The 23,178-nt window shown below is 56.5% G+C and carries 23 protein-coding genes, 2 tRNA genes and 1 rRNA gene; 14 read left to right on the top strand and 12 right to left on the bottom strand.

The window, feature by feature from the left end; genetic code table 11:
- Nucleotides 1-79 precede the first annotated feature (79 nt).
- Nucleotides 80-195: ribosomal RNA gene (gene rrf / locus EH164_RS18035) — 5S ribosomal RNA — on the top strand.
- Nucleotides 196-250: 55 nt separating this feature from the next.
- Nucleotides 251-327: transfer RNA gene (locus EH164_RS18030), tRNA-Asp, on the top strand.
- Nucleotides 328-411: 84 nt separating this feature from the next.
- On the opposite strand, the gene fabF is transcribed toward EH164_RS18030, so the two are convergent.
- A complete protein-coding gene (gene fabF, locus EH164_RS18025; protein WP_124969658.1) occupies nt 412-1,692 on the bottom strand; it encodes a beta-ketoacyl-ACP synthase II in 1,281 nt (426 codons plus the stop codon).
- Between the two features lie 2 nt (nt 1,693-1,694).
- Complete coding sequence (locus tag EH164_RS18020) at nt 1,695-2,240, bottom strand: helix-turn-helix domain-containing protein (protein ID WP_124969655.1); 546 nt, start codon at nt 2,238-2,240, stop codon at nt 1,695-1,697.
- 184 nt (nt 2,241-2,424) lie between these two features.
- On the opposite strand from EH164_RS18020, the gene dkgB reads away from it, so the two are divergent.
- Complete coding sequence (dkgB, locus tag EH164_RS18015; RefSeq protein ID WP_124969652.1) at nt 2,425-3,228, top strand: 2,5-didehydrogluconate reductase DkgB; 804 nt, start codon at nt 2,425-2,427, stop codon at nt 3,226-3,228.
- Nucleotides 3,229-3,263: 35 nt separating this feature from the next.
- Here the strand turns inward: dkgB and yafC are convergent, their stop codons facing one another.
- Complete coding sequence (yafC, locus tag EH164_RS18010) at nt 3,264-4,160, bottom strand: DNA-binding transcriptional regulator YafC (protein WP_042717373.1); 897 nt, start codon at nt 4,158-4,160, stop codon at nt 3,264-3,266.
- Nucleotides 4,161-4,375: 215 nt separating this feature from the next.
- Between yafC and EH164_RS18005 the strand changes: the two genes are divergently transcribed.
- Nucleotides 4,376-5,176, top strand: coding sequence for an endonuclease/exonuclease/phosphatase family protein (locus tag EH164_RS18005; protein WP_071789488.1), 801 nt, complete (start codon nt 4,376-4,378; stop codon nt 5,174-5,176).
- A gap of 60 nt (nt 5,177-5,236) precedes the next feature.
- On the opposite strand, the gene mltD is transcribed toward EH164_RS18005, so the two are convergent.
- Complete coding sequence (mltD, locus tag EH164_RS18000) at nt 5,237-6,607, bottom strand: murein transglycosylase D (protein ID WP_124969649.1); 1,371 nt, start codon at nt 6,605-6,607, stop codon at nt 5,237-5,239.
- A 73-nt stretch (nt 6,608-6,680) separates the two neighbouring features.
- On the bottom strand, nt 6,681-7,436 hold the full coding sequence (gene gloB / locus EH164_RS17995) for a hydroxyacylglutathione hydrolase (RefSeq protein ID WP_124969647.1): 756 nt from the start codon (nt 7,434-7,436) through the stop codon (nt 6,681-6,683).
- 33 nt (nt 7,437-7,469) lie between these two features.
- Between gloB and EH164_RS17990 the strand changes: the two genes are divergently transcribed.
- A complete protein-coding gene (locus EH164_RS17990; RefSeq protein ID WP_124969645.1) occupies nt 7,470-8,177 on the top strand; it encodes a class I SAM-dependent methyltransferase in 708 nt (235 codons plus the stop codon).
- On the opposite strand, the gene rnhA is transcribed toward EH164_RS17990, so the two are convergent.
- Entirely contained in the window at nt 8,174-8,746 is a 573-nt protein-coding gene (rnhA, locus tag EH164_RS17985; protein ID WP_161629337.1) for a ribonuclease HI, read from the bottom strand. The two genes, EH164_RS17990 and rnhA, sit on opposite strands and share 4 nt — an antisense overlap.
- Here rnhA and dnaQ point away from each other — a divergent pair.
- Entirely contained in the window at nt 8,700-9,431 is a 732-nt protein-coding gene (gene dnaQ, locus EH164_RS17980; RefSeq protein ID WP_023479454.1) for a DNA polymerase III subunit epsilon, read from the top strand. The genes rnhA and dnaQ overlap by 47 nt on opposite strands.
- Nucleotides 9,432-9,565: 134 nt before the next feature.
- A tRNA-Asp gene (locus tag EH164_RS17975) sits at nt 9,566-9,642 on the top strand.
- 46 nt (nt 9,643-9,688) lie between these two features.
- On the opposite strand, the gene EH164_RS17970 is transcribed toward EH164_RS17975, so the two are convergent.
- The gene (locus tag EH164_RS17970) at nt 9,689-11,161 is read right to left on the bottom strand and encodes an NCS1 family nucleobase:cation symporter-1 (protein WP_094419406.1); all 1,473 of its coding nucleotides are present in this window, start codon (nt 11,159-11,161) and stop codon (nt 9,689-9,691) included.
- Between the two features lie 146 nt (nt 11,162-11,307).
- Between EH164_RS17970 and EH164_RS17965 the strand changes: the two genes are divergently transcribed.
- The 3 genes from EH164_RS17965 to puuE are packed head-to-tail and all read left to right on the top strand — an operon-like array spanning nt 11,308 to nt 13,733.
- Nucleotides 11,308-12,027, top strand: coding sequence for a GntR family transcriptional regulator (locus EH164_RS17965; protein ID WP_124969643.1), 720 nt, complete (start codon nt 11,308-11,310; stop codon nt 12,025-12,027).
- A complete protein-coding gene (locus EH164_RS17960) occupies nt 12,024-12,761 on the top strand; it encodes an aspartate/glutamate racemase family protein (protein ID WP_124969641.1) in 738 nt (245 codons plus the stop codon). The genes EH164_RS17965 and EH164_RS17960 overlap by 4 nt, the downstream gene beginning before the upstream one ends.
- A gap of 30 nt (nt 12,762-12,791) precedes the next feature.
- Nucleotides 12,792-13,733 carry an allantoinase PuuE gene (gene puuE, locus EH164_RS17955; RefSeq protein ID WP_124969639.1) on the top strand — a complete coding sequence of 314 codons (942 nt, stop codon included), beginning with the start codon at nt 12,792-12,794 and terminating at the stop codon, nt 13,731-13,733.
- 33 nt (nt 13,734-13,766) lie between these two features.
- Here puuE and xni read toward each other — a convergent pair whose 3' ends face one another.
- The 5 genes from xni to queF all read right to left on the bottom strand — a co-directional run bounded on the left by xni (nt 13,767) and on the right by queF (nt 20,103).
- Nucleotides 13,767-14,519 (bottom strand): flap endonuclease Xni, encoded by a 753-nt coding sequence (gene xni, locus EH164_RS17950; protein WP_124969637.1) that lies wholly within the window; start codon nt 14,517-14,519, stop codon nt 13,767-13,769.
- 112 nt (nt 14,520-14,631) lie between these two features.
- Nucleotides 14,632-15,999 carry an L-serine ammonia-lyase gene (locus EH164_RS17945; protein ID WP_124969635.1) on the bottom strand — a complete coding sequence of 456 codons (1,368 nt, stop codon included), beginning with the start codon at nt 15,997-15,999 and terminating at the stop codon, nt 14,632-14,634.
- 57 nt (nt 16,000-16,056) lie between these two features.
- The gene (locus EH164_RS17940) at nt 16,057-17,346 is read right to left on the bottom strand and encodes an HAAAP family serine/threonine permease (RefSeq protein ID WP_023479482.1); all 1,290 of its coding nucleotides are present in this window, start codon (nt 17,344-17,346) and stop codon (nt 16,057-16,059) included.
- A gap of 457 nt (nt 17,347-17,803) precedes the next feature.
- On the bottom strand, nt 17,804-19,168 hold the full coding sequence (gene ppnN, locus EH164_RS17935) for a nucleotide 5'-monophosphate nucleosidase PpnN (protein ID WP_023479465.1): 1,365 nt from the start codon (nt 19,166-19,168) through the stop codon (nt 17,804-17,806).
- A gap of 89 nt (nt 19,169-19,257) precedes the next feature.
- Nucleotides 19,258-20,103, bottom strand: a complete 846-nt coding sequence (queF, locus tag EH164_RS17930; RefSeq protein WP_124969633.1) for an NADPH-dependent 7-cyano-7-deazaguanine reductase QueF — start codon at nt 20,101-20,103, stop codon at nt 19,258-19,260.
- A gap of 68 nt (nt 20,104-20,171) precedes the next feature.
- Between queF and syd the strand changes: the two genes are divergently transcribed.
- The 4 genes from syd to EH164_RS17905 all read left to right on the top strand — a co-directional run bounded on the left by syd (nt 20,172) and on the right by EH164_RS17905 (nt 22,926).
- The gene (gene syd / locus EH164_RS17925; RefSeq protein ID WP_124969631.1) at nt 20,172-20,717 is read left to right on the top strand and encodes a SecY-interacting protein; all 546 of its coding nucleotides are present in this window, start codon (nt 20,172-20,174) and stop codon (nt 20,715-20,717) included.
- 630 nt (nt 20,718-21,347) lie between these two features.
- Nucleotides 21,348-21,677, top strand: a complete 330-nt coding sequence (locus EH164_RS17915) for a YqcC family protein (protein ID WP_042712751.1) — start codon at nt 21,348-21,350, stop codon at nt 21,675-21,677.
- On the top strand, nt 21,677-22,471 hold the full coding sequence (gene truC, locus EH164_RS17910) for a tRNA pseudouridine(65) synthase TruC (protein ID WP_054804276.1): 795 nt from the start codon (nt 21,677-21,679) through the stop codon (nt 22,469-22,471). Before EH164_RS17915 ends, truC begins: the two co-directional genes overlap by 1 nt.
- Nucleotides 22,472-22,476: 5 nt before the next feature.
- Nucleotides 22,477-22,926, top strand: coding sequence for a flavodoxin (locus EH164_RS17905; RefSeq protein WP_023479490.1), 450 nt, complete (start codon nt 22,477-22,479; stop codon nt 22,924-22,926).
- Nucleotides 22,927-23,178: the final 252 nt, after the last annotated feature.

The following is a 23,178-nucleotide window of genomic DNA, read 5'->3' as shown; positions in this document are numbered from 1 at the left end:
CTGAAGTATGTGACTGACTTTACGAGCGCAGCCAACGCCGCATCAGGGTAAAAGAGACGTTCCGGGCACAAAGAATTTGCCTGGCGGCACTAGCGCGGTGGTCCCACCTGACCCCATGCCGAACTCAGAAGTGAAACGCCGTAGCGCCGATGGTAGTGTGGGGTCTCCCCATGCGAGAGTAGGGAACTGCCAGGCATCAAATTAAGCAGTAAACCGGGGCAACAAACCGGTGGTTGTAGAAAAATTCGGTGGAGCGGTAGTTCAGTCGGTTAGAATACCTGCCTGTCACGCAGGGGGTCGCGGGTTCGAGTCCCGTCCGTTCCGCCACTTATTTTAAGAACCGTATCTCTCACGAGATACGGTTTTTTTTCGTCTGCAATTTGTGAAAAAAGGGCCAAACGGCCCTGTCATTTACTCTTCCCAGCGCTTTAACAGCAAACTGGCATTCACCCCGCCGAAGCCAAACCCATTCGACATCGCGTAGCGAATCTCAAGCGGTCGCGCGGAAAGCGCCACCAGATTTAACCCATCGGCCTTCTCATCCGGATGATGTAAATTGAGCGTCGGTGGAGCAATCTGTTCACGTAACGCCTGAATCGTGAAAATCGCCTCAATACCGCCCGCCGCACCCAAAAGATGCCCCGTCGCTGACTTAGTGGAGGTGATTGCTACCCTACTATCCGCACCAAACACACTTTTTATCGCTGCCAGTTCGCCTTTATCGCCAACCGGAGTAGACGTCGCATGAGCATTAATATGCTGAATGTCGGAGACTGAAATGCCCGCCTGCCGGATCGCGGCTTCCATCGCCCGTGCGGCACCGTTACCGTCTTCCGGGCCAGCAGTGAGATGATGCGCATCCGCGCTTGTTCCATACCCTACCAGTTCCGCCAGCGGCGTCGCGCCGCGCGCCAGAGCATGTTCGAGCGATTCAATCACCAGCAGCCCGGCACCTTCACCCATCACAAATCCATCACGATCGCGATCAAATGGGCGTGAAGCCGTTGTCGGTTGATCGTTAAAACCGCTCGACAGCGCGCGCGCCGCCGCAAATCCCGCAAGGCTGACCCGATGGATCGCTGCTTCACTGCCGCCGCATAAGGCGATATCGGCCTCACCGCTGCGTATCAACCGCGCGGCATCACCAATTGCCTGCGCGCCGGCCGCACAGGCCGAAACGGGCGCACCGATCGGGCCGCGAAAACCATACTTGATAGAGACATGGCCAGCTGCAAGGTTAGCGAGGAAAGAGGGAACGGTAAACGGAGAGAGCTTGCGTGGCCCGCGCGAATCTGTGGTGCGCACCGCATTGGTGATCTCGCTGAAGCCACCGATCCCGGTGGCAATAACCGTTGCGGTTCGATCGCGCTGCGCCTCCTCCTGCGGAACCCAGTTTGCCTGCGTCAGCGCTTCTTTCGCTGCCACCAGTGCAAACTCAATAAAACGATCCATTTTTTTGCGTTCTTTCGCCGGGATCGTGCTTAAGGGATCAAAACCGTGATGCGGATCCTCTTCAATCGAAGGGACCTGGCCTGCCACTTTGCAGGCAATATCGTCGACCATTTCGTCGTCAAGGCGGGAAATACCTGATTTGCCCTCAACCAATGATGACCAGACGTGGGAAAGGCCACAGCCCAACGGGCTGACGATGCCCATACCGGTTATAACGACGCGCTTTTGCGAAATGCTCATATTTACTCCTCCTTATTCATCTCTAATTGTGGCGCATATTTCAGCGACGTCTCCCCGGCCTGCTTACGTTGCAAATATTGATGACGATAGTGGAGAACCGGCGACGCTGCCGGGCCTGGCACCATGGCGTACTTTTCAGGGGTTATGGCTTCGCCGGTGACTTTATCGACGAGGATCGCCTCAACGGGGCGCGCGGTTTCCCGCTCAACCAGCATCATCTGTGGGCCTTCAGGTGAGAAATGGCGGTTTCCCCACTGCGCCAGCGCGATGATGACTGGACGAAAATCATAGCCTAACGGCGTGAGGTGATATTCATAGCGCGGCGGGGTTGTGCTGTAGCTCACCTTTTCAAGCAACCCCTCTTCAACCAGCTCCTTCAGGCGCCGGGAGAGAATGTTCGGCGCAATATTGGCGTTTTTCTGGAACTCATCAAAACGGGTAAACCCTGCGAAGGCGTCGCGTAGGATAATCATGCTCCAGCTATCACCAATGCGTCCCAGACTTCGGGCAATAGGGCAGGGAGCCTGGTAAAGCGCTTCATTTTTCATATTGGTATCTGCTGTAGTAAACATGCCGCAACAAAGTGACATAGTGACTTTCAATATGCAAGTCACTACTTTTAGCACTATTGCCGCTGCGGCAAATATCCTCTGCATTCCCGCCTCTTTTTCCCCCGAGCTCAACTCACCATAATCAAGCCATCTGTTAAGAAATAATGAGAGAGGAATTGATATGTCTATCCCTGCATTTGGTCTGGGGACCTTCCGTTTAACCGATGAGGCGGTAATCGCCTCGGTGAAGACCGCCCTTGAACTGGGCTATCGCGTGATTGATACCGCGCAGATTTATGGTAACGAAGCCGCCATTGGTGAAGCGCTGGCGCAGAGTGGCGTCGCGCGGGAATCGCTGTTTATCACCACCAAAATCTGGACTGAAAACCTGGGCGAAGGGCAGCTGATCCCAAGCCTGCAAGAGAGCCTGAAGAAGTTAGGCACCGACTATGTTGATTTGACGCTGATTCACTGGCCGTCGCCGGGCGCAGCGGTGCCGGTTGCCGAGTCGATGCAGCAGTTGATGAACGCCAAAGCGCAGGGGCTAACGCGCCAGATTGGCGTCTCCAACTTCACGATTGGGTTGATGGAGCAGGCGATTGCGGCTGTTGGGGCGGAAAACATTGCCACTAACCAGATTGAGCTCTCTCCCTATCTGCAAAACCGTAAAGTGGCACAGTGGGCAAAAGAGCACGGGATCCACATCACCTCCTATATGACGCTGGCGTATGGTAAAGCACTGAAAGATGCCACGATTGCTGGCATAGCGCAAAAGCACAGCGCAACGCCAGCGCAGGTGATCCTGGCATGGGCGATGGGAGAGGGATACGCAGTGATTCCATCCTCAACCAAACGCGAAAACCTGGCGAGCAACCTGCAAGCGAAGACGCTCAAACTGGATGCGGATGACAGAGCCGCCATCGCCGCGCTGGATTGCAACGACCGGCTGGTCAGCCCGGAAGGGCTTGCGCCTGAGTGGGATTAATCAGCAACGTGACGGGAGCCTGGCTCCCGTTTTTTTTATCTGCCCGTCTGCGGCACATGCTCGCTGACAAAGTCGATAAAGGCGCGAATACGCGTGCTCACCGCCCGATCGCTATAGTAGACGGCGCTGAAGGGCATCTCTACCGGCAGCAGTTTGTCTGACATCAGCGCAACCAGTTCGCCGCTCGCCAGCTCTTTATCAATCATATAATCCGACAGGCTGGCGATACCGTTGCCGCTCAGGCAGAGGTGTTTAAGGGTTTCACCGCTGTTAGAGGCAAGCGTAGGCGTTACCTCCAGCAGTTGCCCATCGGCCGCAGCCACCGGCCAGGTATTCAGCGATACCGGCTCCGTAAAGCCGAGGCAGACATGGTTTTGCAAATCCTCAACCGTTTCAGGCGTACCGTAACGGGCAAGGTATTCGGGCGAAGCGATAATTTTGCGGTAGCTCTTAAAGAGCGGACGCGCGCGCAGGCTGGAATCAGTCAGCTTGCCGACGCGAATAGCAACATCCACTTTACGTTCAATCAGGTTGATAAAGGTTTCGCTCGAGACCAGCGACAGGCTGATCTCCGGGTAACGTTCACGAAACGGCTTAATCAGCGGCATTAAAAAATGCAGCACTACCGGCGTGGCGGCATCGATACGCAGCGTGCCGCGCGGCACCGATTTATTCTCCATCACCTCATTTTCCGCCGCCGCCATCTCCTGCAGCACCGTTTGTACGCGACGGAAATAGCGCTCGCCCTCTTCAGTGAGGCTAAGCTGGCGAGTGGTGCGATTGAGCAGGTTAACGCCGAGCTTATTCTCCAGCTTCTTCACCGCCCGGCTAATGGCAGAGTTTGCCTGACCAAGACGTTCAGCCGCACGGCTAAAACTGCCGCTCTCCACGACCGCGACAAAAATGGCGAGTTCTTCCGAGGTGGTTTTCATTATTGCCTCTGTAGCAACATTTCAACGAGATTATTCATGCGCGTGTATTTAACCACGCCGCGTGTCGCAACGCCATCGCGCGGCCTAAAGGTCAATGGCACCTATACAAGCTGGCGCTTTTCTGGTGATTATTCGTTGAAACTATGGTCTACAATCCCTATAACTGAATGACGCCCCTTTTTCGGGCGCGGAAATCGAAGAGGTTTAAAGCCGAAGTGGCGAAAAATACTTACGCTATGCGATATGTTGCCGGACAACCTGCGGAGCGCATTTTACCGCCGGGATCGTTCGCCAGTATTGGTCAGGCTTTACCTGCCGGGGTTCCTCTTAGCCAGGATGAAAAGATCCGCGTACTGGTATGGAACATCTTCAAGCAGCAGCGGGCGGAGTGGCTCTCGGTGCTGCAAAGTTTCGGCAAAGATGCACACCTGGTTCTGTTGCAGGAAGCGCAGACGACGCCTGAACTGGTGAGTTTCGCAACCAGCAACTACCTTGCTGCCGATCAGGTTCCCGCCTTTGTGCTGCCTCAGCACCCCTCAGGCGTGATGACGCTCTCTTCTGCCCATCCGGTCTACTGCTGCCCTCTGCGCGAGCGTGAGCCGATTCTGCGGCTGGCAAAGTCAGCCCTCGTGACGGTCTACCCGCTGCCGGACAGCCGTAATCTGATGGTGGTGAATGTTCATGCGGTCAACTTCAGTCTCGGTGTCGATGTTTACAGCAAGCAGTTGCTGCCGATTGGCGACCAGATTGGTCGTCACGATGGCCCGGTGATTATGGCCGGGGATTTTAACGCCTGGAGCCGCCCGCGCATGAACGCCCTCTACCGTTTCGCACGCGAAATGGCGCTGCGGCAGGTACGATTCACCGACGATAACCGCAGGCGAGCCTTTGGCCGACCGCTCGATTTTGTCTTCTATCGTGGCTTAAACGTTGATGAGGCGTCGGTGCTGGTGACCCGCGCATCGGATCACAACCCGCTGCTGGTAGAGTTCAGCCCGCTCCCTTCCGGCAAGTAGGGCGAAAAAAAGATAAAAAAAAGCACCGTGGGGAGACGGTGCTTTTTTTATTGCTTCAGGTCAGGAGTCCGGCGTCGCGCTGTTCTTCACGAAGAGCGTGATTTGATCGCCCGGCCGCAGATTCGAGGTATCGGTGTTCCAGCGCATCACATCTTTGATGTTCACGCCGTGACGTTTCGCGATACTCGACAACGAATCACCTTTGCGCACGCGATAGGTAATGCTATCGCTGTTGCTGGCAAGACGTTGTGCGCTGCTGCCTGCACCAACCGTCAGGTTTTGACCCACCTTCAGGTTCGCGCCGCGCAGATTATTCCACTGCTTCAGATCCTTCGCGCTTACGCCGAGGCGTGACGCGATGCCTGAGATCGTATCGCCTGAGCGAACCTTGTAGCTCTTGCTGGAGAGCGGGGTGTTATCCGCAACCAGCGTCGGCTGTACAGCGGCGATTTCGCCGGATGCCAGCGATTCACGCAGCTGATCTGCATGTTTCTTCGGCACCATCACGTACTGTGGACCGGCTGAACCCAACGTCGAACCTTTAACGCCTGCGTTAAAGGCCTTCAGTTTGTTGACGGAAATTCCCGCCATTTCAGCCAGCTGACCCACTTCTACCGGGCTACTCAGCCTGACACGCGCCAGCGCACGGCTTTCGTCCGGCGTCGGCAGATTAATGCCATAGCGTTTGCTGTTTTTGAGAAGATCGCTCAACGCCAGCATCTTAGGCACATAAATCTTTGTTTCATAAGGCAATGACAGCGACCAAAAATCGGTGGGTTTCCCCTGCGCTTTGTTCGCTTTAATTGCCTTCAGCACGCGGCCTTCACCGCTGTTGTAGGCGGCAACGGTCAGTAACCAGTCGCCGTCAAACATACGGTTAAGACGCTGCATCATGTCGAGTGCGGCCGTGGTAGAGGCCACAATGTCACGACGCGCATCGTAGCTGCGTGTCTGTTTTAAACCATAATTTCGCCCTGTGCTCGGAATGATTTGCCAAATGCCTGCGGCATTGGCACCAGACGTTGCGTGCGGGTTAAAAGCGCTCTCCACTATGGGTAGTAGTACCAGTTCCATGGGCATGTTACGTTTTTTAACTTGCCCAGCTATCCAGTACATATACGGCTCTGCCCGTAAAGTTACATCGTGGAGATAGCTCTTATTGTTTAAATACTTCAGTTTCTGTTCGCGAATCCGGCTGTTTTCCGGAATTCCCATCTTTAGCTCGTCGCTTATAGAGGCCCACAAGTTGCTATCCGTTTGGTCGGCGAGTGTTCCGTCGTCCATCCAGCGTGCCTGACTTGTGAACTTCCCAGCTTCCCCTTGACCAGCTGCAGAAAGGCTCTGTGCGTGCTGTTGTACCGAACCGTCGCGCTGCGACGCCTGGCACCCCACGAGCAGGACAGAGGCGAGTAATATCGCTTTTGCCTTCATGTGTGTGTCAATAGTAGTTGCTTAAAAGACGAGCGATGATAACGGCGATGTTTTCAAAAGGCAACCCGCAATGTCAGAAAGCATCTTTCTTTGCCCGTAACCAGGCGAAACGCTCCTCTGGATGTTGCAATACGCGTTCTTGATTTATTACTTCAATTAAATCAGCATCTTCCGTGCGTAAAAATAAATTTATTTTCCGCTCATTTTTCAGAATTACAGGGAGTGTTTTTTCGTTTTTAGCACGTAACTCACTCACTTTCTTATAGTATTCCTGAACGTCTCTGTCTTGCGGCAACACGCTGATCGCAAACTTCATATTCCCTAAAGTGTATTCATGTGCGCAACAAATCACCGTGTCGTCGGGAAGGGCGTTAATTTTACAGAAGGATTGATACATCTGCGTTGCCGTCCCTTCGAATAATCTTCCACAGCCGCCAGAGAAGAGCGTATCGCCGCAAAAAAGGTAAGGGAAACTGAAGAAACAGATATGTCCTAAAGTGTGACCTGGGGTGGCGAAGACCGAGAAATCCTGGCCTAAAACGGTGACCGTATCGCCTTCGGCAACGACCTGTGTAGCGCCCTTATGTTGTGTCTCTGCTGGCCCATAAACCACTACATCAGGGAAAGCGTCACGCAGAGCCTGCACACCGCCGACATGGTCGTTATGGTGATGCGTCAGCAGAATAGCTTCGGGTTGCCACTGGTGCTCTTCAATGGCGCGCAGCACCGGGGCGGCCTCGCCCGGATCGACGATCAGGCAGCCCCCGTCATCCTCGCTCAACACCCAGATGTAGTTGTCCTGAAACGCGGGAATACTGTTAAGATTCATAAATTACCTCTCAAAGCGTAGCGGAAGGTTGTAATGAAGCCGGCAAGGACTCCCCGAAAACTCGTCGCGCCCGTAAGCTGGGGCGCACTCCCAAAAGGTGCTTATTACCGCCAGGCGCTGGAGGAGGAGCTCAAACCGTGGCTGGCGAAAATGTATGGTTTTCACCTGCTTAAGATTGGCAACCTCAGCGCGGAAATCAACCTTGAAAGCTGCGCGATCTCCCACCAGGTTAATGTCTCGCTGGCAGGCGAACCGGCGCAGGTGCGCGCGGATCCGCTCTCTTTGCCGTTTGCAGAGAAGTCGGTCGATGCCTGCCTGCTGGCCCATACGCTGCCCTGGTGCCCCGATCCCCACCGGCTGTTGCAGGAGGTCGATCGCGTGCTGATTGACGACGGCTGGCTGGTGATGAGCGGGTTTAATCCCGTTAGCCTGTTAGGCGTCTGCAAAGCGGTGCCGTTTGCGCGCCGCTCACCGGCGGTCAAAAGCCGAATGTTCACCCTCACGCGCCAGTTTGACTGGCTCTCGCTGCTCAATTTTGAAGTGCTTCATTATAGCCGCTTTCGCGTGTTGCCCTGGACGAAGCAGGGCGGAAAGCTGCTGAGCGCGCATCTGCCAGCGTTGGGCTGTATGCAGCTGATTGTGGCTCGCAAACGCACCATTCCGCTGACGCTCAACCCGTTAAAGCAGAGCCGCTCACGAGCGCGCGTGCCGCAGGCCGTTGGCGCGACACGGCAGTCTTAAGCCAGGGTTTCCGGCTGGTAACCGACATCTTCCTGGGTGGGATTCATCGCCGCCGCGCGCGCCAGCTCATCGCAGCGTTCGTTTTCCGGATGCCCGGCGTGGCCTTTTACCCACTCCCAGCGGATTTGATGCTGGCTGAGCGCTGCATCGAGCCGCTTCCACAGGTCGACGTTTTTAACCGGCTTCTTATCCGCCGTTTTCCAGCCGCGTTTTTTCCAGTTGTGGATCCACTGGGTAATGCCCTGGCGCACATACTGGCTGTCGGTGCTGAGCACCACTTCGCAGTGCTCTTTCAGCGCTTCAAGGGAGACAATCGCTGCCATCAGCTCCATGCGATTGTTGGTGGTTAAACGGTAGCCTTCGCTGAAGGTCCGTTCATGTCCGCGATAACGTAAAATGGCGCCATATCCACCCGGTCCCGGATTGCCGAGGCACGATCCGTCGGTGAAAATTTCTACCTGTTTGAGCATCTCTGGTAGACTTCCTGAGTTGAAAACGACAAGTCTGACATAAATGGCCGCTATGAGCACTGCAATTACACGACAGATCGTCCTCGATACCGAAACCACCGGTATGAACCAAATCGGTGCGCACTACGAAGGGCATAAGATCATTGAGATCGGTGCGGTAGAGGTGATAAACCGCCGCCTGACCGGCAATAACTATCACGTCTACCTGAAGCCCGATCGGCTGGTGGACCCGGAAGCGTTTGGCGTTCACGGCATCGCCGACGAGTTCCTGCTGGATAAGCCGACCTTCGGCGATATTGCCGATGAGTTTATCGACTATATCCGCGGCGCGGAGCTGGTGATCCATAACGCCTCGTTTGATATCGGCTTTATGGATTATGAGTTCAGCAAGCTGAACCGTGGAATTCCGAAAACTGAAACCTTCTGCAAAATTACCGACAGCCTGGCGCTGGCGCGCAGGATGTTCCCGGGCAAGCGTAACAGCCTCGATGCGCTCTGCTCGCGTTACGAAATCGATAACAGCAAGCGAACGCTGCACGGCGCACTTCTCGACTCCCAAATTCTTGCCGACGTCTATCTGATGATGACCGGCGGCCAGACATCGATAAAATTTTCGATGGAGGGCGAGAGTCAGAATCAGTCAGGCGAAGCGGGGATCCAGCGCGTTGTGCGCCAGGCAAACAAACTGCGGGTTGTTTTAGCCAGTGATGAAGAGCTGATGGCCCATGAATCGCGCCTCGATTTAGTACAGAAAAAGGGCGGAAGTTGCCTCTGGCGCGGCTAAATTCATTTATTAACCGTGAAAAATCAGCCCGTGGGCGATTTTTGCAGCAAACGATTCAAAACAAGAGAAAAAGCGTTGACGGCACCAGGCGCAATACGTAATATGCGCCTCGTTCCCTAACAGGAACACAACGCGGAGCGGTAGTTCAGTCGGTTAGAATACCTGCCTGTCACGCAGGGGGTCGCGGGTTCGAGTCCCGTCCGTTCCGCCACTATTCAGAAGGCCTGAATCAGCAATGATTCAGGCCTTCGTCGTTTCTACTCCTTCACCACCGCGCGCTGCGCGATAAATCCGCTCTCCACGCCCGCGCGCTCATGACGCGCCAGCCAGCAGTAGCAGCCTGCACCGAGAAAGACGCCGATAAACCAGCTGAAGTTTGCCACTTCATGCAGCGCCGGAATAAAGCTGATCACCAGGCCTACCATCACCGACGGCAGCAGCGCAGCAATCGCTTTAGGGTTAAAGCCGTTTTTGTACCAGTAACGCCCGTTCGGGGAGACGGTAAAGAGATCGTCGACAAACACCTTGCCGCGTTTAATCAGGTAGAAGTCTGCCAGCAGAATGCCAAACAGCGGGCCGATGCAGGCACCGAGCACATCCAGCGTGTAGTGGATCAACTCCGGCGACTGGAACAGGTTCCACGGCGTCAGCAGCACAGAGCCGACCGCGGCAATCATCCCCCCGGTACGGAAGCTGATCTTCTGCGGCGCGCAGTTAGAAAAATCAAAGGCCGGCGAGACGAAGTTGGCCACGATATTAATGCCGATGGTGGCGGTAATCATGGTCAGCAGGCCAATCGCCATCGCCAGATCGCTGCCGACGTGGCTGACGGTTTCAATTGGATCGGTGATCATTTTGCCAAACAGCGATTGCGTTCCCGAGACAATAACTACCGTCACAATCGAGAAGAGCAGGAAGTTGAAGGGTAGACCCCAGCGGTTGCCGCGGCGGATCGCCTGCATGCTTTTACCGTAGCGGGAGAAGTCGCCAAAGTTGAGCAGCGGGCCGGAGAAGTAGGAGACTACCAGCGCCGTGGCGGTGATCATCTGCCACGCTTGCTCACCCGGCGTCAGCGTTTTGCTGGCAAGGGTAAAGGAGATGCCGTCAAAACCGGTCTGGTAGAGGATCCAGCCCGCCAGCGCCATCATCACCACATAGACCGCCGGTCCGGCGACATCAATAAAGCGTTTGATCGCGCTCATTCCGTGCCAGAAAACCAGCGCCTGTAGCGCCCACATAATGCCGAAGCAGATCCAGCCCAGCGTCGACAGCCCCAGAAAGTGGCTGCTTGTCAGCGCGCCGAGCGAAGGCCAGAATTTCAGCGCCACCAGCATCAGAGCATTGGCGGCGAGATAGGTTTGAATACCGTACCAGGCGAAGGCGATAAGCCCGCGGATCACCGCCGGAATATTGGCACCGAAGACGCCAAATGCCTGGCGGCAAATCACCGCATAGGGCACGCCGGTCATCTGGCTCGGCTTCGCCACCAGGTTTGCACAGAGCTGCACAATACAGATCCCCACCAACAGGCAGAGCAGCACCTGCCAGCTGGCGAGCCCTAAGGCAAAGAAGCTGGCGGCAACCACATAGCCGCCCATGCTATGCACATCGGACATCCAGAACGAAAAGATGTTGTACCAGGTCCAGTTTTGCTGGCGAGTCGGGGCAAGGTCCTCGTTGGTCAATCTTGGGCTATAACGAGCATCGTACTGCGGTTCAGGGTTTGGCATGGAATCTGCTCCTTTAAATAGCGATAGCGTTCACAGGTCTGCTATCGGCTATTGCATTAACCAGGCCAGGTTTGGATTTTTTGTATACAAGATGGATAAAAAACGTATACAAAAAAGGCAATGCTGCGTCACACAGGAATCAGGTTATGAACCATTACACCGGGCTACAGGCGCCTGCGGATCGGGAAGAGAGAGAGCATTTCATCTGGCAATCGCTGTTAACGGCCATTGTTGAGCACCAGTTGCCGCCGGGCAGTAAGCTGCCGGAAGAGGCGCTGGCGGAGGTATTTGGCGTCAGCCGCACCGGCATTCGTAAAGTGCTCACGCGCCTTGCAACGGTGCAAATGATCACCATCGCGCCCAGGCGCGGTGCATTTGTCGCGAATCCTGGCATCGATGAGTCAAAAGAGATCTTCGCCACGCGCAAAATGATCGAGTGCGCCAACCTGCCGCAGGTGCTGGCGCATCTGCAACCACCGCATCTGGTAGCGCTGGAGGCAATCATTGCCGAGGAGGAGGCTGCGCACCAGCAGCATGATGGCGCGGCGGCCATTCGCCACTCGGCGGCTTTCCACATTCAATTGCAGGCGATATCGGGCAATGCGGTTGTGACCGACATTATCACCACTCTGACGCAGCGCTCCTCGCTGGTGATTGCCGCCTGGGGCGCGCCGTGGCAGCAGGGCTGCCGCTGTCACGATCACGATAAGCTGATCGAACTGTTACGTAACAAAGACCTGGCGGGCCTCGAGCACGCCATGGCGCACCACTTCGACCACATTGTTTCCAGCCTGCGCTTTGAGCGAAGCGGCGAAACGCTGCCCGATTTTACCCGCCTGTTTGGCACCCAAGGAGAGCCGCAATGAGCGCATTTTGTATACAAGTCATCAACCCCAACACCAGCCCGGAGATGACCGAAACCATAGCCAGCGCCGCGCGCCGCATCGCCTCGCCGGGCACAACCATTCTCGCCAGCTGCCCGACGCAGGGCGTGGAATCGATTGAGGGCCATTTCGATGAAGCAATTGCCGCCATCGGCGTGCTGGAGCAGGTAAAGCAGGGCAAAGCACAGGGCGCGCAGGGGCACGTAATCGCCTGCTTTGGCGACCCGGGACTGCTGGCTGCGCGCGAGCTGGCGAGCGGCCCGGTTATCGGCATTGCCGAAGCGGCGATGCATATGGCGACGCTGGTGGCGACGCGCTTCTCGATTGTCACCACGCTGCCGCGCACGGTGATCATCGCCCGCCATTTACTGCGTCAGTATGGCTTTGAACATCACTGCGCCGCGCTGCACGCCATCGATTTACCGGTGCTGGCTTTGGAAGATGGCACGGGTCTTGCTCAGCAAAAGGTACGCGAGCGTTGTATACAAGCCAAACGCGAGGATGGAAGCGGGGCGATTGTGCTGGGATGCGGCGGCATGGCGAATCTTGCCAGGGAGCTGACGCAGGAGTTGGGCATCCCGGTGATCGACGGTGTAACGGCGGCGGTCAAAATGGTTGAATCCCTGCTCGCCCTCGGTTTCGGCACCAGTAAATATGGCGATCTCGCGTATCCCAATAAAAAGCCGCTTTCAGGATGCTTCGATATGCTCAGCTGAAGGCGGCCCCGGTTAAGAGGTCGAATCAGCATGCAAGCAGCAACCGAGACTCCCTTCTGGCACTTTACTGCCGACTACCCGCGCGATATGGCGGGCTACGCTGGCAAACCGCCGCACGCACAGTGGCCGGGCGGCGCGCGTATTGCCGTGCAGTTTGTGCTTAATTTTGAAGAGGGCGGCGAGAACCATGTTCTGCACGGCGACAGCGGCTCGGAGCAGTTTCTCTCCGACATCATCGGCGCGGCCAGCTACCCGGCGCGCCATATGTCGATGGACTCCCTCTATGAGTATGGTTCGCGCGCCGGTTTCTGGCGCATCCATCAGGAGTTTCAGCAGCGCGGCCTGCCGTTAACGGTGTTTGGCGTGGCGATGGCGCTGGCACGTAACCCGGCAATCGTTGAGGCGATCAAGGCGGCGGATTATGACGTGGTGAGCCACGGCTGGCGCTGGATCCACTATCAGGATCTCGATATCCAGACCGAGCGCCAGCACATGCAGCAGGCGGTTGAGATCCTGCAAACGCTGTTCGGCAAACGCCCGCTCGGCTGGTATACCGGGCGCGACAGCCCAAATACTCGCGCGCTGGTGGTGGAGCAGGGTGATTTTCTCTATGACAGCGACTACTACGGCGACGATCTGCCCTTCTGGACCACCGTCGGCGAGAAACCGCATCTGATTGTGCCCTACACGCTGGATGCCAACGACATGCGCTTTGCCACCGCGCAGGGCTTTAACACCGCCGAGCAGTTTTATACCTACCTGAAAGATAGCTTCGATGTGCTCTATGCCGAAGGCGAAACGGCACCGAAGATGATGTCGATCGGCATGCACTGCCGCCTGCTGGGGCGACCGGGGCGGTTTCGTGCCCTGCAACGTTTTCTTGATTACGTGCAGCGCCACGACAAGGTGTGGATCTGCCGCCGCCAGGAGATCGCCGAGCACTGGCTGAAACATCACCCCTATAAAGCGTAACCGGCCTGCTGCCCGCCAGTGCGCGGGCGAAGCTTAGCGCGTCAGGCGCAGCTGCTGCAGGTTGCCATCAAGCTGTAGATCCGTTTGCAGACGCGCCACATCCCGGCAGATAAAGGCCATCTCGCGATGCGCCTCCAGCTTCTGCCGCCACTTCTCTGGCACCTCGGCAAGATTGTCATACAGCGCTTCCAGCGTGGGAAAAGAGCTGAGCAACTGGGTGGCGCTTTTCGGCCCGATCCCGGCGACGCCCGGCACTTTTGAACTGCTGATGCCCGCCAGCCCCCAGTAGTCCGGCAACTGCTGCGGCGTAACGCCATACTCCTGGTCAATAAACGGCGCATCGAGCCAGCGTTTCTGGAAGTAGTCGCGGATGCGGATGGTGGGCGAGAGCAACTGGCAGTAGCCTTTGTCCGTCGAGACAATCGTCGCCTCTTGCCCCGCCTGCGCCATTTTTACCGCCAGCGTGGCGGCGAGATCGTCGGCTTCATTGCCCGGCGTCGCCCAGCAGCGAATGCCGCGCTGCTCAAACGCTGCGCGCAGGGCGGGCATCTCCTGATGCAGCGGCTCCGGCATCGGCGGTCGGCCCGCCTTATAGTCCGGCAGCAACTGGTGACGCCAGCCCTGATTGCGCGCTTCATCATCGAACACCGCCACCGCGTGGGTCGGCTTGCTATGCACAATCAGTTGCTCGAGCGCGTGCAGACAGGTCTCCGCGCAGGGTGAACCCTGCACCGCATGAATACGGCGGATAAGATTGAGTGCGTCGACAATAAGCAGATGAGCCACGGATACCCTCCTTGTAAGCGAGCGCTAAGGGTAACATTGCCCGCTTTACGAGGCTATGAAACGGTGACTATTCAGGAAGATGCCTCGCAAAACGAGGCATCTGTCAGGCAGGTTAATCGCAGGTAACGACCTTCATCGCCAGCCCACCGCGGGAGGTTTCGCGGTACTTGGCGTTCATATCTTTCCCGGTTTCGTACATCGTCTCGATCACTTTATCAAGGCAGACGCGCGGCTCGCTGGTGCGGCGCAGCGCCATACGCGCAGCGTTGACCGCTTTAACCGAGGCAATGGCATTACGCTCAATGCAGGGCACCTGCACCTGGCCGGCGACGGGATCGCAGGTCAGACCGAGGTTGTGCTCCATACCGATTTCCGCCGCAATGCATACCTGCGCCGGGCTGGCACCGAGCAGCTCAGCCAGACCCGCAGCCGCCATTGAGCAGGCGACGCCCACTTCCCCCTGGCAGCCCACTTCTGCGCCGGAGATCGAGGCATTCATCTTATAAAGCGAACCGATGGCGCTGGCGACCAGCAGATAGCGTGCCAGCGAGTTAGCGTTCACTTCGCGGATAAACTTGTCGTAATAGGCCAGCACCGCCGGGACAATACCGCAGGCACCGTTAGTTGGCGCGGTCACCACGCGGCCACCGGCGGCGTTCTCTTCATTGACCGCCAGCGCGAACATATTGATCCAGTCGACAACCGCCATCGGATCGGTGGTGGTTTTATCACTGCTGACCAGCATGCGGCGCAGCGCGGCGGCACGACGCGGCACGCGCAGTCGACCCGGCAGCACGCCTTCGGTGTTGATGCCACGCTCAATGCCGCCGTGCATCACTTCCCAGACACGCGCCAGGTGCTGCTCCAGCTCCTCTTTTCTGTGCAGCGCCAGCTCGTTTTTCATCATCAGGCCGGAGAGGGAAAGCCCGCTTTCCTGGCAGTGACGCTGCAAATCGGCTGCGTTTTTATAGGGGTAAGGCACCTCCACCGGCGCGCTGGTGGTCTGGCCGAAGTGCGCTTCGTCGACAATAAAACCGCCGCCAATCGAGTAGTAGGTCTGGCTGTAGAGCACCGTTTCGCCCGCCAGCGCCGTGATGCGCATACCGTTCTCATGCAGCGAGAGGTTGTCGGCATGGAAATTCATGCAGTGATCGACCGGGAACTCCACTTCGTGCTCGCCGTTCGCCAGCAGCAGGCGGCCGTGCGTATTCACATCCTGAATAAAGCCCGGGATCGCATCAATATTGACGCTATCCGGCAGGTTCCCGGCCAGCCCCATAATAATGGCGATATCCGTATGGTGGCCTTTGCCGGTCAGGGAGAGCGAGCCGTAAACGTCAACCACCACGCGGGTGACGTCGCGCAGCAGGCCGCGGGCAATCAAATCATCGGTGAACTGTTTGCCGGCTTTCATGGGGCCGACGGTGTGCGAGCTGGAGGGACCGATACCGATCTTAAAAATATCGAATACGCTGATCATAACGCGTTATCCATGACAAAGAGGGATCGCGCCGCCCGGCTGGACGGCGCGCAGAGATTAGCTGAACAGGGAGTAGAAAATCGCGGAGATAGCGATAAGGCCCATAATCACAATGAAGACGTTGCTGATATGGCCGCTGTATTTACGCATCGCCGGAACGCGGGCAATGGCGTACATCGGCATCAGGAAGAGGATCATGGCGATAATCGGGCCGCCCAGCGTTTCGATCATGCCGAGGATGCTCGGGTTCCAGGTCGCAACCGCCCAGGTAGTCAGCAGCATGAACAGCGCGGTAATGCGGTTCAGCTTGTTGATTTCGATGGTTTTGCCTTTGCCGCGCAGGGATTTAATCACCATACCGTTGAAACCTTCACGCGCGCCGAGGTAGTGGCCGAGGAAGGATTTGGTGATGGCGATCATCGCGATGATCGGTGCCATCCAGGCGATGACCGGCGCATTAAAGTGGTTAGCCAGGTAGGAGAGAATCGAGATGTTCTGCTCTTTCGCCGAGGCCAGATCGGCCGGTGCCAGGCTCAGCACGCAGCTGAAGACAAAGAACATCACCGTCAGCACCATCATGATGTGGGCGAAGGCCAGAATGCGCGAGCATTTACGTTCTGCTTCTGCGCCGTACTCTTCACGTTTCGCCACGGCGAAAGAGGAGATGATCGGCGAGTGGTTAAAGGAGAAGACCATTACCGGGATTGCCAGCCACAGGGTCATCCACAGGCCATTGCCGGTCGCAGACGCGCTGTTGAAGGAGAGGGTTTCCAGCACCGCGCCGTTCCACTGCGGGATCAGATAGACCGCCAGCAGCATCAGGGCGATAACAAACGGGAACACCAGGATGCTCATCGCTTTAACGATCATCTGCTCGCCGAAGCGCACGATGGTCATCATACCGACGATCAGAATCAGGGAGAGAATAGCGCGCGGCGGCGGCGTCATGCCCAACTGGTGGGTCATAAAGCTGTCGACAGTGTTGGTGATCGCCACGCTATAAACCAGCAGAATCGGGTAGATGGCGAAGAAGTAGAGCAGGGTAATCAGTTTACCTGCGCCGATACCAAAATGTTCTTCCACCACTTCGGTGATATCTTCGCCGGGATTTTTACCGGAGAGCACAAAGCGGGTCAGGCCGCGGTGTGCGAAGTAGGTCATTGGGAAGGCAAGGATCGCCATGATGATCAGCGGAATCAGTCCGCCTACGCCAGCGTTGATGGGCAGGAACAGTACGCCAGCGCCAATCGCGGTACCGTAGAGGCCTAGCATCCACATGGTGTCGGTCTTACGCCATGCGCTCCGCGTTCCGGTTGAAGCCAGATTACTGGTTTGAGTCGTTTCCATTGGTAAATCTCCTGGGAAAATCAAAAAGCTGCCATTTAGACAAATCGTTTGTCATTCACGCCAGCGGTAATATTTTATCCGGTTGATTGCGGCTATTTTTATAATTTCTTACCGCAATTATTTGCGGCGGAAAGATACATGTATGTTATGACTCTATCAGTGATCAGGATCGCAATTGCGATAATCCACTTCTTAAGTGGGCATATTTAGACCATATGTCTGTTTATCAAAAATCATCTGAGATTTATGGGCGCGAAGGCTATCACCCGCCAGATATGCGATCAAACTCACAGCGGCCAAAGACGATAAAAGCGCTGTGGATCATCCCATTAGCAGTGATTTATCGACTTTTAAGCCAACTGGAGTGGATCATTACCTTGTGCAGGGTAGGGGAATTACGGCGGGAAAGGCGGGAAGGTATAAGGGCGGCTTATGGCCGCCCGGTGAAAAGGGAGTATCAGGCGCAGATTTCGTAGCAGGGGATATAGGCCGATCCGGGGAGTTTCATGCGGTGCTGGGCGACGAAGCCCTGCAACAGATCGTCCATCCGGCGCATCATGTCGCTGTCACCATGAATTTTGTACGGGCCGAACGCTTCAATCGCACGAATGCCGTGCTCTTTGACGTTGCCCGCCACAATACCTGAGAAGGCGCGACGCAGATCCGCTGCCAGCACTTCGACGGGCTGATCCGGGTAGAGCTTCAGGTTGGCCATATTTTCATGGGTCGGCTCAAACGGCACCTGCAGATCCGGCGCAATGCGAATCGACCAGTTGAAGCTGTAGGCATCGCCGGTTTCGCGACGATTCTCTTTCACCTGCGGCATCGCCTTTTTCATCTGGCGCGCCACTTCGGCCGCATCGTTGATGATGATGGTGTAGTGGCGGCGCGCGGCTTCGCCCAGCGTGTTAACGATAAACTCATCCAACACGCGGAAGTAGTCAGCGCTCTCTTTCGGCCCGGTGAGGATCAGCGGCAGTACCTGATTTTTGTTCGCCGGGTTCATCAAAATACCCAGCAGGTAGAGCAGCTCTTCCGCCGTGCCGACGCCGCCCGGGAAGATAATGATGCCGTGGGCGATACGTACAAACGCTTCCAGACGTTTTTCAATGTCCGGCATGATAATCAGCTCGTTAACCAGCGGGTTTGGCGGCTCTGCGGCGATGATCGACGGCTCGGTCATGCCGATAAAACGCCCCTCTTTATAACGCTGCTGCGCGTGGCCGACCGCCGCGCCCTTCATCGGCGCTTCCATCGCCCCCGGCCCGCAGCCGGTGCAGATATTTAGCTCGCGCAGGCCAAGCTGGGTGCCGACGCGGCGCGCGTAGAGGTACTCGGTTTCGTTAATCGAGTGACCGCCCCAGCAGACCACCATGCTCGGCGCTTCGCCGACGTGCAGTGCACGGGCGTTACGCAGAATCGAGAAGACCAGGTTGGTGATATGGGTCGAACTCTCCACATCAAGATGCTGAAAACGACTGGCGTTATGGATCTGGCCGTTCACGAACAGGATATCGCGCAGCACGGCAAAGAGGTTGGCCTGTAGCGCACGGATCAGTCGCCCGTCGACAAACGCCTCTTCCGGTGGGTTAATCAACTCCAGCTTTACGCCGCGTTCACGGCGCAAAACGTTGATATCAAAACTTTCGTTACGGGAGAGCAGCTCTTTGCTGCTGTCGGTCTGGCTCCCTGAGTTCAGTACAGCGAGCGAACAGTTGCGAAACAGTTGATACAGGTCGCTGCTGGCCGTGCGTTTAAGCATATCGACTTCCAGCTGCGACAACATATCCATCGAGCCAAGCGGGCTAATATGTGTAATCAAGTGAACTCCTTACGGGACGAAAATTTTATCTTCCCTGCTGATTACAATAGCCCTGGCTTATGACGTTTAACAACCTGCCAACGCATGTTTTACTGGCGCGCCAGCCGCCCGGTTGCCGGAACGAAGTCTGTATTGCTGCGCCACGGGTTGATATCGAGGCCGCCGCGACGGGTGTAGCGCGCGTACACGCTGAGGGATTCCGGCTGGCAGAAGCGCTGGATATCCGTAAAAATGCGCTCAACGCACTGCTCGTGAAACTCATTGTGATGGCGGAACGAGACCAGGTAGCGCAGCAGTTTTTCCCGGTCGATTTGGCTCCCGCGATACTGAATTTGCACCGAGCCCCAGTCCGGCTGGTGGGTAATCAGACAGTTGGATTTCAGCAGATGGCTAACCAGCGTCTCTTCCACCACCTCATCACTCGCGGCGTCGGTCAACAGCGCAGCATCAAACTCATAGTTATCAATAGCGATATCCTGATCGTCGATGCAGAGACCCGCGAAGCGGGCAACCGGTTCGCCTTCCAGCTCATCAACACGATAGAGCGTGACGCTTACCGCACCCTGCGCGCAGGCGCTGAGATCGCGTTGCAAGGTGCTGCGTACTTCATCCCAACTGGCGAAACGGGTCTGGTTAAAGCTGTTGAGATAGAGTTTAAAACTTTTAGACTCCACCAGATTGAGGCTGGCGTAATCCAGTTCCACCTGGCCGACCGCGACCTGCGGCAGCCCGTTGGCATTGAGCCAGGAGAGCTCGTACAGCGTCCAGATATCCGCGCCGTGGAAGGGGAGGTTATCGGCTTTCAGCCCGAGGGGATCGCGGTTGAGCGAGCGCGGCACGCCTTGCAGCAGGCTGGCGTCATAGGTGTCGCGGTAGTCGGTGGTTTTGCCCAGCGTCAGGCCCGAAAGCGCCTGGTGGTTATCATAAGAAGACATGTTTCATCGCCATTTTGCAGGTAAACTATGGCGCAAGTTTATCCTGGCTTAAGTAAAGAGAGAAATCGGTGGAAAAAGAGACGGCTCAGGCGCTGAAAGCCTTTACGGAACGTTATTGCGATGCGTGGCATGCGGCGCACGGCAGTTGGCCACAGAGTGAAGATCTGTATGGCGTTCCTTCGCCCTGCATTATCTCCTCTACCGATGACGCCGTTTTCTGGCAGCCGCAGCCTTTTACGGCGCAGCAGAACGTCCACCCCGTTGAACAGGCGATGGAGATTGTGGTACAACCGCCGATCCATGCGTTTTATACTACGCAGTTTGCCGGTGATATGACCGCGCGGCTGGGCAATATCAGCCTGACGCTGCTGCAAACCTGGAGCGAAGCGGATTTTGTCCGGGTACAGGAAAATCTGATTGGGCACCTGGTGACGCAGAAAAGGCTCAAATTATCGCCTACACTTTTTATTGCCACGCTCGATAGCGAGCTGGATGTCATCTCAGTCTGTAACCTGAGCGGCGAGGTGATGCAGGAGACGCTCGGGACACGTAAACGCACGCGTCTGGCCAGCGATCTGCCCGCTTTCCTCACCCAGCTTGAACCCGTCGTGTAAGCCCATCGCCTACATCCCGTGTGAGAGATCTCTTACAAAGCCTGTAGGAGATCGGCTGTTCGTATTCTATAACTCACGTGAGTTATCTTTATTTAAACAATTAGAAATCATGATGTTAATACGATAATCCCTGGGGTCAATAACGTATTACGGCAGAGCTTTGTCGTTAAGTCTCCTTGTAAGACCGGCCGTAATACGTAATTCTATCTCTTGTCGACACGGAGTCTGACTAAGAGACGTACATCAGGATGATGTTGTTTCTGGACACACCGGGAAGGTGCTTCACGGACAGACTTCAGGACGAAGTGAGAGGATATCGCCGGAGTGCGTTAAAGGACACCTCCAGGACGGAGAATGAGAGCCGGTCAGGATGGACGGTAGATCAGGAGGATCCAGGACACGCTTTAAGGATAAGGCCAGGTCACATCGGGGTGGTGTGAGCATGATGCGCTGTTTAAGGATGAACGGGTCAGGAGACCGCAGGAAAAGTTTTCATGGATGAGCAGGGAGCACACGGGTAGCCGGATAGCTGCGAAACGAACCGGGAGCACTGTTTTTACAGTGCTCCCTTTTTTTATTTCTCCCGCTCTTTGCTATGCTGCGCGCCAGTCTGATTAAACGGGGGCTTTTATGACTCAACATCAACGCGTGCGCCAGCAGCTTCAGCTGATTGAAGCGCAGCTGCGCGAGCACGATCTCTGGCAGACCACTGCCCCGGCGCTGAGCGCCTTTGAAAGCACGCAACCCTTCTGCATGGACACCCTCGCACCCTTTGAGTGGCTGCAGTGGGTGCTGATCCCACGTATGCACGCGCTGCTCGACAGCAAGCAGGCGCTGCCGCAGGCGTTTGCTATCGCGCCCTATTATGAAATGGCCCTTGAGGCGACACACCCCTCCCGCGATGCGATGCTGGTTCATCTCCAGCAGCTTGACGCGCTGTTTAGCGACGAAACGCACTGATGCTGGAGATAATCTACCAGGATGAGTGGCTGGTCGCCGTCAACAAACCCTCCGGCTGGCTGGTACACCGCAGCTGGCTCGACCGCGATGAAAAAGTGGTGGTGATGCAGACCGTGCGCGACCAGATTGGGCAGCATGTCTTTACCGCCCATCGTCTCGACAGGCCGACTTCCGGCGTCCTGCTGATGGGGCTCTCCAGCGAAGCGGGGCGGCGTTTATCCCAGCAGTTTGAGCAGCATCAAATGCAGAAGCGCTACCACGCCATTGTGCGCGGCTGGCTGATGGAGGAGGCGCTGCTCGACTATCCGTTGGTCGAAGAGCTGGACAAAGTGGCGGATAAATTCGCCCGCACCGACAAAGATCCGCAGCCTGCCGTAACCCACTATCGCGGCCTTGCCACGACCGAATTACCGGTAGCGATTAGTAAGTTTCCCTCTACGCGCTATGGGCTGGTCGAGCTGGAGCCGAAAACCGGACGCAAACACCAGCTTCGCCGCCATCTCTCCCATCTGCGCCACCCGATTATTGGCGACAGCAAGCATGGCGATCTGCGGCAAAACCGCAGCGCGGCGGCGCATTTCGGCCTCAACCGCCTGATGCTGCACGCCAGCCAGTTAAGCCTTACGCACCCGTTTACCGGCGAGGCGCTGACGCTGCGCGCCGGCTTCGATGCGGTGTGGATGCAGGCGCTGGATCAGTTCGGCTGGCGGGGCCTTCTCCCTGAGAATGAAAGGGTTGAGTTTAGCGGGCTCAGCGGTCAGGATGAGGGCAATCTGGAATCACGCAAGGAGTGATAAGCATGGCGAATATAGGCATTTTTGTCGGCACGATGTACGGCAATTCGCTGCTGGTAGCGGAAGAAGCCCAGGCGATTTTGGAAGCCCAGGGGCACACGGCAAAGGTGTATGAAGATCCCGAAGCGGCGCAGTGGGAGAGCAACAAAGGCAACTATGCGCTGGTGGTCACCTCCACTACCGGCCAGGGCGATCTGCCGGACAGCATCGCGCCGCTGTTTCACTACCTGCGCGACACCGTCGGTTATCAGCCCGAACTGCGCTACGGCGTGATTGCGCTGGGCGACAGCACCTACAGCCACTTCTGCGGCGGCGGGAAAAAATTTGATGCGCTGTTGCAGGAGCAGGGCGCGCAGCGCATCGGCGAAGTGCTGCTGATTGACGCCAGCGAAGATCCGGAGCCGGAAAGCGTCTCCAACCCGTGGGTTGAGCAGTGGGCAAGCCTGCTGAAATAGGCCCGTTTCCCTCCCGCGCGCCGGGAGGGTTAGCCTCTTTTTATTAACCGTCAAGCGACGCCATTCACACTCTTCGCACCTGACCCGCGCTTTTACCCCGCCGTTTATCGTCTGTTTCAATTTTCGTGAAATACCCCCCATCGTCCTGGGCTAATGCCCCAAACCCGCGCTGAGCTGCCGCCGAATGTTGTGTTGATGCACGGTGAGAGTTACCAGGCCGCTTTTTATACTCCTTGAGCCAGTTAATAAAGC

This window comes from Kosakonia sp. CCTCC M2018092 (assembly GCF_003864115.1).
Taxonomy (GTDB): Bacteria; Pseudomonadota; Gammaproteobacteria; order Enterobacterales; family Enterobacteriaceae; genus Kosakonia; species Kosakonia cowanii.
Note: the sequence above shows the minus strand (reverse complement) of the source record. Positions and strands in the feature narration are given on the sequence as shown.